The organism is Actinocorallia sp. A-T 12471 (assembly GCF_033875155.1).
GTDB lineage: Bacteria > Actinomycetota > Actinomycetes > Streptosporangiales > Streptosporangiaceae > Actinocorallia.
The window spans coordinates 190,670-203,083 of record NZ_JAWZTE010000013.1 but is presented as its reverse complement, the minus strand read 5'-3'; the positions used below and the strand labels follow the sequence as shown (position 1 = coordinate 203,083).

General features: G+C 73.4%; 10 protein-coding genes and 1 riboswitch. Of the genes, 7 read left to right on the top strand and 3 right to left on the bottom strand.

Features of this window, described 5'->3' with window-relative positions; all coding sequences use genetic code 11:
- Window positions 1-11: 11 nt before the first annotated feature.
- From R9X44_RS29845 to R9X44_RS29835, 3 genes are all read left to right on the top strand, one after another.
- A complete protein-coding gene (locus R9X44_RS29845) occupies window positions 12-722 on the top strand; it encodes a hypothetical protein (protein ID WP_319817664.1) in 711 nt (236 codons plus the stop codon).
- Window positions 716-1,852 (top strand): S8 family serine peptidase, encoded by a 1,137-nt coding sequence (locus tag R9X44_RS29840; protein ID WP_319817663.1) that lies wholly within the window; start codon window positions 716-718, stop codon window positions 1,850-1,852. The genes R9X44_RS29845 and R9X44_RS29840 overlap by 7 nt, the downstream gene beginning before the upstream one ends.
- A 144-nt stretch (window positions 1,853-1,996) precedes the next feature.
- Window positions 1,997-3,226 carry an ROK family transcriptional regulator gene (locus tag R9X44_RS29835; RefSeq protein WP_319817662.1) on the top strand — a complete coding sequence of 410 codons (1,230 nt, stop codon included), beginning with the start codon at window positions 1,997-1,999 and terminating at the stop codon, window positions 3,224-3,226.
- Here the strand turns inward: R9X44_RS29835 and R9X44_RS29830 are convergent.
- Window positions 3,210-4,127: a hypothetical protein gene (locus R9X44_RS29830; RefSeq protein ID WP_319817661.1), complete on the bottom strand. Its 918-nt coding sequence runs from the start codon at window positions 4,125-4,127 to the stop codon at window positions 3,210-3,212. The two genes, R9X44_RS29835 and R9X44_RS29830, sit on opposite strands and share 17 nt — an antisense overlap.
- 200 nt (window positions 4,128-4,327) lie before the next feature.
- Between R9X44_RS29830 and R9X44_RS29825 the strand changes: the two genes are divergently transcribed.
- Window positions 4,328-4,696, top strand: coding sequence for a histone-like nucleoid-structuring protein Lsr2 (locus R9X44_RS29825; RefSeq protein ID WP_319817660.1), 369 nt, complete (start codon window positions 4,328-4,330; stop codon window positions 4,694-4,696).
- Window positions 4,697-4,753: 57 nt separating this feature from the next.
- Here R9X44_RS29825 and add read toward each other — a convergent pair whose 3' ends face one another.
- On the bottom strand, window positions 4,754-5,734 hold the full coding sequence (gene add / locus R9X44_RS29820; protein ID WP_319817659.1) for an adenosine deaminase: 981 nt from the start codon (window positions 5,732-5,734) through the stop codon (window positions 4,754-4,756).
- 35 nt (window positions 5,735-5,769) lie between these two features.
- A complete protein-coding gene (locus R9X44_RS29815) occupies window positions 5,770-7,017 on the bottom strand; it encodes a cytochrome P450 (protein ID WP_319817701.1) in 1,248 nt (415 codons plus the stop codon).
- Window positions 7,018-7,114: 97 nt separating this feature from the next.
- Between R9X44_RS29815 and R9X44_RS29810 the strand changes: the two genes are divergently transcribed.
- The 3 genes from R9X44_RS29810 (at window position 7,115) to metH (ending at window position 12,372) form a co-directional block, all read left to right on the top strand.
- Window positions 7,115-8,050: an Lrp/AsnC family transcriptional regulator gene (locus R9X44_RS29810; protein WP_319817658.1), complete on the top strand. Its 936-nt coding sequence runs from the start codon at window positions 7,115-7,117 to the stop codon at window positions 8,048-8,050.
- Window positions 8,051-8,192: 142 nt separating this feature from the next.
- On the top strand, window positions 8,193-8,567 hold the full coding sequence (locus R9X44_RS29805; RefSeq protein WP_319817657.1) for a DUF2255 family protein: 375 nt from the start codon (window positions 8,193-8,195) through the stop codon (window positions 8,565-8,567).
- 52 nt (window positions 8,568-8,619) lie between these two features.
- A riboswitch (S-adenosyl-L-homocysteine riboswitch) is annotated at window positions 8,620-8,699 on the top strand.
- Window positions 8,700-8,718: 19 nt separating this feature from the next.
- Entirely contained in the window at window positions 8,719-12,372 is a 3,654-nt protein-coding gene (gene metH / locus R9X44_RS29800) for a methionine synthase (RefSeq protein WP_319817656.1), read from the top strand.
- Window positions 12,373-12,414 lie beyond the last annotated feature (42 nt).

Here is a 12,414-nt window from a genome sequence, read left to right as displayed (position 1 = left end):
GATGCGGCCCCATGTCCGACCCCTCACCCCCCGGCCGCCGCCTTCTCCGCGCGGTCTCCATCACCCTCGGCGTGTCCCTTCTGGCAGCCGGCATCGCGGCCCTGGCCTACGACCTCACCCGCGCCCCCACCCCCGCCGAGAGCAAGCGGGCGACCGAGCGCGAACTCCACGACCGCTGGCGACGCCTCGACGCGGGCGTCCTGTTCCCCGCCGAGGTCAATTACGGAGCCGACGGCTCGGACGCCCGCGTCGCGCGCCGGGTCGGCATAGCCGAGCCCGCGACCTGCCGCGACGCGCTCGACCCGAAGGCCGCCGACCTGCTCGCCCCCTTCGGCTGCGAAACGGTACTGCGCGCCACATATGTGGACGCCTCGGGAACCGAGGTCGTCACCGTGGGCGTCGCGCCCCTGCGTGACTTGGACGCCGCGCGGCAGCTCGTGCTGGAACTCAGCGCGGCCGGTGGGTCGGGCCTGCGCGCGGTTTCCTTCCCCGGCACGGTTGCCGCGTCCTTCACCGACGCCCGGCGGCAAGCCTCCGCGGTGAGCGTCGCGGGACGGCACCTCCTCTTCCAGACCGGCGGCTGGCTCGACGACCGTCCCGCGCTGGACGGCACCGCCGTCATTACCCGGTTCGACCACGGCGCGGCAGTCCGCGACGGCATCAACGACCTGCTCGTCTGGTCCGCCGACGACGTGTGCAAGGCGGAGGGGTTCAAGTGCTGACCCGTCTCCTGCTCGCGGCCGCGCTCGCCGCCGCACCGCTCGCGCCCCTGCCCGCCCACGCCGCCGAGTCCGTCGAACAGCGGCTGACGGCGTCCTTCGCAGCCGCCCGCCGCGTCACCGACGGCTCGGGGATCACCGTCGCGGTCGTGGACAGCGGGGTGAGCGGCGCGGTGCCCTCACTGCGCGGCCGCCTCCTCCCGGGAAAGAACCTGGTGAAGGACGCGCCGAAGGTCGGCATGTTCGGCACGCTGATGGCCTCGCGCGTCGTCTCCCTCGCCCCTGGCGTGCGGATATTGCCGGTGAGCGCCAAGTGTGGCCTCACGCTCACCGGCAAGGAAGTCGAATGTCGGCACAGGGTCGCCGAGGGCATCGTGTGGGCTGCCGAGAACGGGGCGCAGGTGATCATCACCACCCTCGCCGTCAGGGACCAGCCCGGAGCCCTGGTAGAGGCGGTCGCGCGGGCGCAGCGCGGCGGCGCGGTCATCGTCGCGCCCAACCTGCGCATCTCCTCCGCCACACCCGGTGCGCCGCCCCCGAAGGTTTACGACTGGCGGGCCTACCCTGCGGCGTTTCCCGGCGTCATCGGCGTGGCGCTCACCCGCGCCGACGGCACCGCCGACGCCATCTCGGCCCCCACCGGCGCGTCCCTGGTCGCCGCCCCCGCCCACTCGCAGCGGGTGGAAGGACCGGACGGCATGTGGACCTTCTACGGGACCCCTCCGGCCGTCGCGTCGGTCGGCGCGGCGGCGGCGCTCGTCCGCGCCGCCCACCCCGACCTGTCTCCGCAGCAGGTGGTCCGTGCCCTGACCACCTCAGCGAGGCACCCGAAGCACGGTTACGACACTTCCGTGGGCTTCGGCCTCATCGACCCGGCGAAGGCCCTGAAGGCCGCCGCCTCCCCTGCCCCGTCCGCCGCGCCGACGAGCACCGAGGGCGCGAACCCCGCCGAGCCCTTCGGCGAGCCGCTGCCCGACCTCGACGTCGTCGTGCACTCGCGCCCCCTCGTGGCCGGGGGATCGGCCGCGGTCGTCGCCGGGGCCGTCCTCGTGCTGCTCCCGCTCATCCTGCGCGCACGCGGAAGGAAGAAGCGGCCGGTCCAGGAGCCCGAGCCACAGGAGGCCCCCGTGTGAGGCCCCCGCCCGCCGCCGTGAGCCCCGGCGGCGGGCCTACGCCGCGTCGGCAGGGCCGACGGGGGTGACGGGCTCACCCCGGCCGGGGCGGCGAGGGTCGGGTCCGGGGGTGATACTTGGCGGGTCGGGGTGAGGAGGAGTCGGGTGAGGGTCGGGCGGACGCAGGAGGAGATGCGGCAGCGGCATCTGTCCGAGGTGTTGCGGCGGGTCCACGCCGAGGGGCCGTTGACGCGGGCCGCGCTGGGGGAGCGGCTCGGGCTGAACCGCAGCACGATCATGAGCCTGATCGCCGACCTCGCCGGGGCCGGGCTCGTCAGCGAGGAGAAGCCCGCCGAGACGGGCAGGGCCGGTCGGCCGTCGCTGGTCGTCACGCCGGAGCCCGAGCGGATCTACGGGCTCGCGTTCGACGTCGCCGTCGACGGGGTCACCGCCGCCCGGGTCGGGCTCGGCGGCCGCATCCTCGCGCGGCGTGCCGCGCCGAGGCCGCGCGCCGTCCTCGACCTTGACGACGTCGTGGCGGTCCTCGCCGAGTTCGGCAGGGACCTCGCGGCCGACGCCGGACCGGACGCGGTGTGCGTGGGGGTCGGCGCGTCCTACTGCGGCATGGTCCGCCCGGACGGAACGGTCCGCTACGGGCCGTTCCTCGGCTGGGCGGATCAGCCGTTCGGCCAGGACCTGGCCGCGCGGCTCGGCCTCGGCCTGCCGGTCGAGGTCGGCAACGAGGCGCACCTGGGCGCGGTCGCCGAGCACACCAGGGGCGCGGGCACCGGCCTTGACGACCTCATCTACCTGCACGGCGACGTCGGCGTCGGCGGCGGGATCATCGTCGGCGGCAAGCTGCTCGACGGCGCGGGCGGCTACGGCTGCGAGGTCGGCCACATGGTGGTGAACCCGTTCGACGGGCGGCGCTGCCTGTGCGGGTCGCGCGGCTGCCTTGAGGCGGAGGTCGGCGAAGAGGCCCTGCTCGACTACGCGGGACGCGCCCACGACCTCGTCGGACGTGACGGCATCCGCGAGGTCGTCGCCCTCGCCGAGGCGGGGGACGCCCGCGCGGCCGAGGCGGTCGACCGGATCGGCGACTGGCTCGGCGTCGGCGTCGTCAACCTCATCAACCTGTTCAACCCGGCGGTCGTCGTCTTCGGCGGCATGCTCCGCGACCTGTTCGACGGGACCTCCCCGCGCGTCCGCGCAAGGATCGAGGCGCACGTGCTCCCGGTCTCCCGCGAGCGCGTCCGCCTCGCCACCGCCGCGCTCGGCGACGACACGACCCTCGTCGGCGCCGCCGAGCTGGCCTTCGCCGAGTTGCTGACCGACCCGCTGACCACCCTCGAGGCCCGCACCGCGCAGGCCGCGCGGCTCAGCCGACGGGCCTGAGCCCCGGCGCGCGCCGCCAGGGGGCGAGGGCCGCGACGACGAGCGCCCCGCCCATGAGGGTGAAGCCGCCACCGCCGCCGAGCAGCGCGTCGCGCAGCAGCAACGTCGTCGACGAGCTGGTCAGATCGAGCGGGAACAGCAGGTCGGCGAGCCAGAGCTCGCCGGTCATGTGCAGGATCTCCCGGACGCCGAGCATGAGGATCGGCAGCCCGGCCACCAGCGCCGCCGTGCGCGGCAGCCGCCGCGACGACGCGAGGTAGCCGAGGACGACCCCGGCCGCCGTGAGCAGCAGGGCCCCCGCCACGTCGCCGAGCGGCACCGCGCCGAGGAACAGCCCCCACGCGACGACGAGCCCGACAAGGCCCACGGGGATACCGGCCCACCAGCGCAGCGTCCGGACCGGCCGGGCGCGCAGCGCGGTGAGCGCCCCGGCCGTCAGCGCCGCGCCGAGCAGCAGGTAGACGCCGCCGTCGAGCAGGAGCCGCGCGCCGAGGTCGGAGTCGCCGAGGCCCATCTCGCCCGCGCCGTTCGCCGGCGGGTACTCCGCGATGGCCCGCGAGGTGTCGGGGAACAGCTGCGCGGTGAGTCCCGCGCCCGCGATCGGCAGCCCGACAAGGAGCCCGAGGACGGGGGAGAGCCGCCCGGCCGCCAGTACGAGCCCCACGACGACGGCGGCCACGAGGAACATGAACAGCGCGTCCCATTCCCACGGGTGTGTGCTGATCTGTCCGGCGACGGAGCCGACGTCGAAGTGCTCGATGTCCGCGCCGCTCGGGAGGGCCTGCGGCGTCATCTTCCGGTAGAGGTTGAGTTGTCCGCGCGCGGGCGCGTACCAGGCGAGGACGAGGGCGGGCAGCGCGAGCGCCACCGCGACGAGATGACGGACCAAGGCTTCCTCCACGGGGCGAAACCCCCGCAGGCTACGGGCCGTCCCGCCCGTCCGCACGGGACCGGGGTCCCCTCCGGCCCGGGAGCCGTCCGGCCTGCGCGGGGGCGCTTTTGTGACGCGCCAGGGATGCTGACCGGGGGAAACGGCCCGGGAGGTGGGCGGGGCCCACTAGGCTCGTTGCGAACAAACGAGCGAAAGGGTGAAAGAGCACAGTGGCTACCAAGACCATCGTGGTGGACGACGTCGACGGGTACGACGGTGAGGACGTCGCCCGGAGAGAGTTCGAGCTTGGCGGCTCGAAGTACGCCATCGATCTCGGCGACGCCAACCACAAGGTGCTCACCGACCTGCTGGCGTCCCTCGCCCCCTTCGTGGAGCGGGCCGCCGAGGTCAAGCAGGCGGGCCGGTCGCGCAGGTCGGCCGCCGAGGCCGCGCCGCGCCTGCAGGGCTACACCAACACCGACGTGCGCGAGTGGGCGGTCGCCCAGGGCATCGAGGTGAGCGTCCGCGGCAAGATCGCCGACGAGGTGTACGAGCAGTTCGTCGTCGCGCACCCCGACGCCAGGCCCGACCAGGGCTGATCACGGGCCTGACGGTCCCCGAGGCGGCACGGAGCTTCCGTGCCGCCTCGTCGCGTCTCAGCCCGCGAGCCAGGCGGCGATCCCGGCGAGCGCGCCGTCCTTGACGGCGTCGGGCGCGGCGCTCGCGGTGACCGAGGTACGGGCGCAGGCGGCGAGGGCGGCGTCGTCAAGCCCGAGCCCGGACCGCGCCACCTCGTACTCGGCGAGCAGCCCCGGCCCGAACAGCGTCGGGTCGTCGGCGTTGATCGAGCAGGCGACGCCCGCCGCGAGCAGGCCGGGCAGCGGATGGTCGGCCAGCGACGGGAACACCCCGAGCAGCACGTTCGAGGTCGGGCAGACGTCGAGGCACACCCCGCGCGCGGCGATCTCCGCGACGAGCGCCGGGTCCTCGACCGACCGGACGCCGTGCTGGACCCGGTCCGCGCCGAGCACGTCGAGCGCCTCGCGCACCGACTGCGCCCCGACGAGTTCGCCGGCGTGCGGGACGGCCAACAGCCCCGCCTCCTTCGCCAGCGCGAAGGGCTCGCCGAACCAGGCGGCGGGGAAGCCGCGCTCCTCGGCGTGCAGGCCGAGCCCGACGACGCCGCGCCCGGCGAACTTCACCGCGGTCGTGGCCATCGCCATGGCGTGTTCTGGCCCCGCGGTCCGGTCGATCGCGACGATCACCCCGGCCCACAGCCCGTGCCGCGCGGCGGCCTCGGCGGCGTACCCGCAGATCGCCTCCACGGCCGCCTCCGCCGACCCGTACATGTCCTCGTACCAGGTCGGCGTGGTGGCCAGCTCGATCGCGACTGCCCCGTCGGCGGCGGCGTCCGCGACGGCCTCGGCGACGACCCTGGCCAGCCGCTCGGGGGAGTCGATCAGCGCGGCGAGCGCCAGATAGGACTCGATGAACTCGGTGAAGTCGGCGAACTCGATCGTGGTGGGCACCGGCACGCCGGACGCGGCGGCGAACTCCGCGAGGGTGCCGGGCCGTACCGTCGCCTCAAGGTGGATGTGCAGGTGCGCTTTCGGCAGCGCGCGCAGGTCGCGGCTCACAGGGGTCTCCTTCGTTCGTTCTTGGGTTCATGGGTTCAGGGGATGCGCACGGGCAGGGACACGACCGCCGTCAGCGCCTCGGTGACGTGCCACACGGGCGGCCCTTCGGCGCGCAGCCCGGGGAAGCGCTCGGCGAGGTAGCCGACCGCCTCCTCGATCTCGACCTGCGCGAGTCCCGCCCCGATGCAGTAGTGCGGCCCGCCGCCGAACACCAGCGACCGGCGCTGGTCGGCGCGCGCCGGGTCGAACACGTCGGGATCGGCGAACACCCGCTCGTCGTGGTGGCCCGACAGCACCGAACACCTGATCCACACGCCCCGCTCGAGCGCGAGCCCGTCGATCACGGTGTCGCGCACCGCGTGCCGGTTCACGAACCCCACCCGCGGACTCACCCGCTCCGCCTCCACCGCCGCCCGCGCCGCAAGCGCCGGATCAGCCGCCACCACCCCCCACAGCCCCCCGACCTCCCCCGACTCCGTCGGGGTGGGGTCGGTGAGGAGGTGGGCGAGGGTGGTGGCGAGTTGGCCTGTGGTGTTGTCGGTGCTGGCGGCGAGCAGTTCGACGGTCAGCGCGACGAGTTCGGCGTCTTCAAGCCGTCCTCCGTCGTGGTGGGCGAGCAGGGAGGACAGCAGGTCAGCGCCCGGGGCGGCCCGGCGTTCGGCGAGCTGCCCGGTGACGTAGTCGTGCAGCTCCTCCCCGGCGGCGATGACGCCGTCGCGGTGGGCGGGGTCCTGGTCGAACAGCCGGATGACGGCGTCGGAGCGGGCGCACAGGTCGGCGGCGTCGGCGTCGGGCGCGCCGATCATCCTGGCGAACACCACACCGGGCAGCGGCGCGCACAGCAGCGGCACGAGGTCCACGACGGCGCCGGGCGCGGGGTCGCCGACGAGCGCGGCGCACACGTCGCGGATGACGGGCCGCCACGCGGCGAGCCGGGCGGGGGAGAAGTGCGCGGCGGCGGCCCCGCGCAGCCGGGTGTGGTCGGGCCCGTTCGCGCCGAGCATCCCGCCGGCCATGTGCGCGCCGACGGCGGTGCCCGCGAGCCCGGCGGCCTCCACGACCCTGCCTATGTCGGGCACGAGCGCGCGGTCGGTGAGGAACCTCCACACCTGCTCGTGCCGGATGATCTCCACCCCGCGACGGCTGCGGAACGCCCAGTCGCGCGCGCGGTGCTCGGCGAGGAAGGCGAGGGGGTCGGCGGTGAACCTGGGGTCGTCCACGTCCATCCACGGAAGGTCGGCGACGGTCCTGACCGTCGCCGCCGCTGCGGATTCTTCTGTCATCTGCTCCACGACAACAAAAAACACCGGCATTGTGTCGGAAACCGTCCCCGATTGTTTCGTGGAAGTAAACGTGATCGAGCTGTGCCAGCATGGGCGCGTGGACGAGACCGACGCACGCCTCACCGCAGCCCTCGCCCGCGACGGCCGCGCCTCGTTCCGCGACCTCGCCGAGGCCGCGGGCGTCTCGCCGACTGCCGCGCGCGCCCGCGTCGCCAGGCTGCTCGGCGATGGCACGGTCCGGGTCGTCGCCAAGGCCCACCCCGCCGCGCTCGGCCAGCCCGTCGTCTACCTGGTGACGCTGCGCTCGCGCACCGGCGAGTTCCCGCCCGTGGACGAGGTCGCCGAGCTCGACGGCTCCGCCTGGATCGCCCGGGTCACCACGGCCCCCGAACTCGTCTTCCAGATGGCCGTCCCGAGCCTTGACGACCTCTACGCCCACCTGCGCGCGCTTGAGGCGCTGCCCTGGGCCGAGACCGCGCACAGCACCCTGTACCTGCGGCTGCACGCCGGCACGGGCCCGGGCGGCGCGGCGCACACCGACCCGGGGCCGTGGCGGGTCGCCTCCACCCGCCCGCTCGACGCCGCCGACCGCGCCCTGGTCGGCCTGCTGCGCGCCGACGGCCGCGCCGCCTACACCGCCCTCGCCTCGGCCGTCGGCCTGTCGGTAGCGGCGACGCGCCAGCGGGTCCTGCGCCTGCTGGAGACTGGCGCGATCCGCCTCACCACCCTCGTGGGCCGCGCGGACGGCACCGGCGAGCAGGCGATCGTCACGCTGCGCGCCGACGGCCACCGCAGGCGCGGCGTGATCGAGGCGCTGACCGCCCTGCCGGGCGTCGACTACATCGGCGAGACCACAGGCCCGCACGACCTGCACTGCTCCCTGGTCGCCCCGACCCTGCCCGCCCTCGCCGCCCTGACGGCCACCGCGACGTCCCTGCCCGGCGTCCTGGCCCACACCGTCGAGCCGATCCGGGTCCTGCGCCACCGTTTGGCCTGGACCACCCACCCCGTCGAGGAGGACCTCGCCCCCTGAGGGAACCTTACTGCGTAAAGGCGGCGGGCCGGTTCGTCCGGGTTTGCCGAGAGCGGACCGGGGATCTCGCGCGTCATGTCCCGTCCCGGGTACGCCTGGCGGAGTGGACGCCGAGCGGCGTCACGAGGAGGGGAGCGCCCAGATGTCGGAGTGGACCAAGGACGAACTGCGCACGATCGGCGACGCGGAGGAACTGCACATCCAGTCGCAGCACGCCGACGGATCACTGAGCCGTCCCACGACCATCTGGGTCGTCCGCGACGGCGACGAACTGTACGTCAGGGCCGTCAACGGGCCCGACGGCAAGTGGTACCAGGGCGCGCAGGAACGCCACGAGGGGCACATCGAGGCCGACGGCGTCGGCAGGGACGTCGAGTTCGAGGAGGCCGACCACGCCGTCGACGCCAAGATCGACGCCGAGTACCGGGCCAAGTACCGCGGCTACTCCGACGACATCGTCGGCACCGTCGTCACCGACAAGGCCAAGGCCGCCACCCTCAAACTCGTCCCGCACTGAGCGCACGCCGGCGGTCGTCGCACGCCCCGTCGGACACGGTAAGATCGGACCCTGGGCCGAGAGGCGCTGCAACGGGCGAGAAGCGCCCGCCACGCTCGACCTGGATCACGACAGCAAGGGCGCCTCCCGACAAGCAGGGAGGACACCCGGGATGACGGCATCGGCGACCCAGACGCGCGCGGAGCGCACGCGGCGGCTGCGGGAGATCCTTGACGAGCGGATCGCCGTCCTCGACGGCGCGTGGGGCTCGATGCTCCAGAACGCCGCGCTCAAGCCCGAGGACTACCGCAGCGCCAGGTTCGCCGACCACCCGATGGACGTCACCGGCGACCCCGACCTGCTGAACATCACCCGCCCGGACGTCATCCTCGACATCCACCGCCAGTACCTCGCGGCGGGCGCGGACATCACCACCACCAACACCTTCACCGCGACGAGCATCGCCCAGGCCGACTACGGCCTTGAGGCGTACGTCCGCGAGATGAACGTGCAGGGGGCGCGGCTTGCCCGTCAGGCGGCCGACGAGGCGGGCGGCAGGTTCGTCGCCGGGTCGGTCGGCCCGCTGAACGTCACGCTGTCGCTGTCGCCGAAGGTCGACGACCCCGCCTACCGGGCTGTCTCCTTCGACAAGGTCAAGGCGTCCTACGCCGAGCAGATCTCCGCGCTCGCCGAGGGCGGCGTCGACCTCCTGCTCATTGAGACGATCTTCGACACCCTGAACGTCAAGGCGGCGATCGCCGCGGCCGCCGAGGTGGCCCCGGACCTGCCGCTGTGGATCTCGGTGACCATCGTCGACAAGTCGGGCCGCACCCTGTCGGGCCAGACCGTCGAGGCGTTCTGGAACTCCGTCAAGCACGCCAAGCCCCTGGTCGTGGGCGTCAACTGCTCGCTGGGCGCCGAGGAGATGCGCCCGCACGTGGAGGACCTGGCCCGCATGGCCGGCACCTACACCGCCTCGCACCCGAACGCGGGCCTGCCGAACGCGTTCGGCGGCTACGACCAGACCCCGCCAGAGACCGGCGCGCTGCTCGAGCGGTTCGCGCTCGACGGCCTGGTCAACATCGCGGGCGGCTGCTGCGGCACGACCCCCGCGCACATCGCCGAGATCGCCAAGGGCGTCGCGGGCAAGGCCCCCCGCAAGATCGCCCAGCCGCCCAGGCGGAGCCGCTTCTCCGGCCTCGAGACCTTCGAGATCGGCCCCGACACCGGCTTCGTCATGATCGGCGAGCGCACCAACGTGACGGGCTCGGCGCGGTTCCGCCGCCTGATCGAGGCCGACGACTTCCAGGCCGCCGCCGACGTCGCGCTCGAGCAGGTGCGCGGCGGCGCGAACCTCCTCGACGTGAACATGGACGCCGACCTGCTGGAGTCCGAGCAGGCGATGACGACGTTCCTCAACCTGATCGCGACCGAGCCGGAGATCGCGCGCATCCCCGTCATGATCGACAGCTCGCGGTGGAGCGTGCTGGAGGCGGGCCTCAAGTGCGTGCAGGGCAACGGCGTCGTCAACTCCATCAGCCTCAAGGAGGGTGAGGAGCAGTTCCTCGAGCAGGCCCGCAAGGTGAAGGCGTTCGGCGCGGGCGTCGTCGTCATGGCCTTCGACGAGCAGGGCCAGGCCGACACCGCCGACCGCAAGGTCGCCATCTGCGGCCGCGCCTACGACCTGCTCGTCCACAAGGTCGGGTTCGCCCCCGAGGACATCATCTTCGACCCCAACGTGCTCGCCGTCGCCACCGGCATGAGCGAGCACAACTCCTACGCCAAGGAGTTCATCGAGGCGCTGCCGCGCATCAAGGAGCGCTGCCCGGGCGCGCTCACCTCGGGCGGCATCTCGAACCTGTCGTTCTCCTTCCGGGGCAACGACGTGGTGCGCGAGGCGATGCACTCGGCGTTCCTGCTGCACGCGGTGCGGGCGGGCCTCGACATGGGCATCGTCAACGCGGGACAGCTCGCCGTCTACGCCGACATCCCCGCCGATCTGCTCGAACACGTCGAGGACGTGCTTTTCGACAGGCGTCCCGACGCGACCGACCGGCTGATCGAGTTCGCGCGGACGGTGTCGGGCAGCGGCACCAAGCGCGAGATAGACCTGTCGTGGCGTGAGCTGCCCGTCGCCGAGCGGCTGTCGCACGCGCTGGTGCACGGCATCACCGACTTCGTGGAGGAGGACACCGAGGAGGCGCGGCTGGCGCTGCCGCGTCCCCTCGACGTCATCGAGGGCCCGCTGATGGACGGCATGAAGGTCGTCGGCGACCTGTTCGGCTCGGGCAAGATGTTCCTGCCGCAGGTCGTCAAGAGCGCGCGGGTGATGAAGCGTTCGGTCGCCTACCTTGAGCCGTTCATGGAGGCGGAGAAGGAGAAGGCGATCGCCGAGGGGCGCGATTCGGGGCGCAGCGGGCAGGGCAAGGTCGTCATGGCGACGGTGAAGGGCGACGTCCACGACATCGGCAAGAACATCGTCGGGGTCGTGCTGGGCTGCAACAACTACGAGGTCGTTGACCTGGGCGTCATGGTCCCGGCCGCGACGATCCTGGACACCGCCGTCGCCGAGGGCGCGGACGCGATCGGGCTGTCCGGGCTGATCACCCCGTCGCTTGACGAGATGGTCGCGGTCGCGGCCGAGATGGACCGGCGCGGGCTGAAGCTGCCGCTGCTGATCGGCGGTGCGACGACGTCGCGGCAGCACACCGCCGTGCGGATCGCGCCCGCCTACACCGGGTCGGTCGTGCACGTGCTCGACGCCTCGCGCGTCGTCGGCGTCGTGTCGGACCTGCTTGACGACGAGCGGGCCGAGGTGCTGGACACCGCGAACCGGGCGGAACAGCAGAAACTGCGCGAGGCGCACGAAGGGCGCAGGTCGCAGCCGCTGCTCACCATCGAGCAGGCCCGCGCGAACGCCGAGAAGCCGTCGTTCGAGAACCTGCCGGTGCCGGAGTTCACCGGGCTGCGCACGGTCACCCCGACGCTCACCGAACTGCGCGAGCTGATCGACTGGCAGTTCTTCTTCCTCGCCTGGGAGCTGAAGGGCAAGTTCCCGGCGATCCTCGACCAGCCCGTCGCGCGCGAGCTGTACGACGACGCGCAGACCATGCTTGACGAGATCGTCGCGGCTGGCTCGCTGCGCGCCGAGGGCGTCCTGGGGTTCTGGCCCGCGCACGCCGAAGGCGACGACCTCGTCGTCGAGGACTCCGCGGCGGTGCCGGGCGGCGCGCGCATCCCGATGCTGCGCCAGCAGACCGCCAAGCCCGAGGGCCGCCCGAACCGGAGCCTCGCCGACTACGTCGCCCCGTCCGGGGACCACCTCGGCGGGTTCGCGGTCGCGGTGCACGGCGCGGACGCGCTCGCCGCGCGCTACGAGGAGGCCAAGGACGACTACCGGGCGATCATGGTCAAGGCCCTGGCCGACCGGCTCGCCGAGGCGTTCGCCGAGCTGATCCACCTGCAGGCGCGCCGCGCCTGGTTCGAGCCGGACGCCGACCCCGCCCTCGCCGACCTGCACGCCGAACGGTTCCGCGGGATTCGTCCCGCGCTCGGCTACCCGGCCTGCCCGGACCACAGCCGCAAGGAGACCCTGTTCGACCTGCTCGACGCGGGCGAGCGCGGCATCGCCCTCACCGAGTCGTTCGCGATGACCCCCGCCTCGGCCGTCAGCGGCCTGATCTTCGCCCACCCCGACTCCCGCTACTTCACCGTCGGCCGCCTGGGCCGCGACCAGATCGAGGACTACGCCACCCGCACCGGCCTCACCCTCGCCGAAACCGAACGCTGGCTCCGCCCCAACCTCGCCTACGACCCCCAACCCTGACCCACCCGGCGGATGCCCCGGCCCTCCTCACGGAGCACCGGG

Excerpts from the sequence above, each read along its gene's own strand:
- R9X44_RS29845 (WP_319817664.1), top strand. The coding sequence starts at position 12 with ATGTCCGACCCCTCACCCCCCGGCCGCCGCCTTCTCCGCGCGGTCTCC.
- R9X44_RS29815 (WP_319817701.1), bottom strand. The coding sequence starts at position 7,017 with ATGACAGAAGAATCCGCAGCGGCGGCGACGGTCAGGACCGTCGCCGAC.
- R9X44_RS29805 (WP_319817657.1), top strand. The coding sequence starts at position 8,193 with ATGTCGGAGTGGACCAAGGACGAACTGCGCACGATCGGCGACGCGGAG.
- metH (WP_319817656.1), top strand. The coding sequence starts at position 8,719 with ATGACGGCATCGGCGACCCAGACGCGCGCGGAGCGCACGCGGCGGCTG.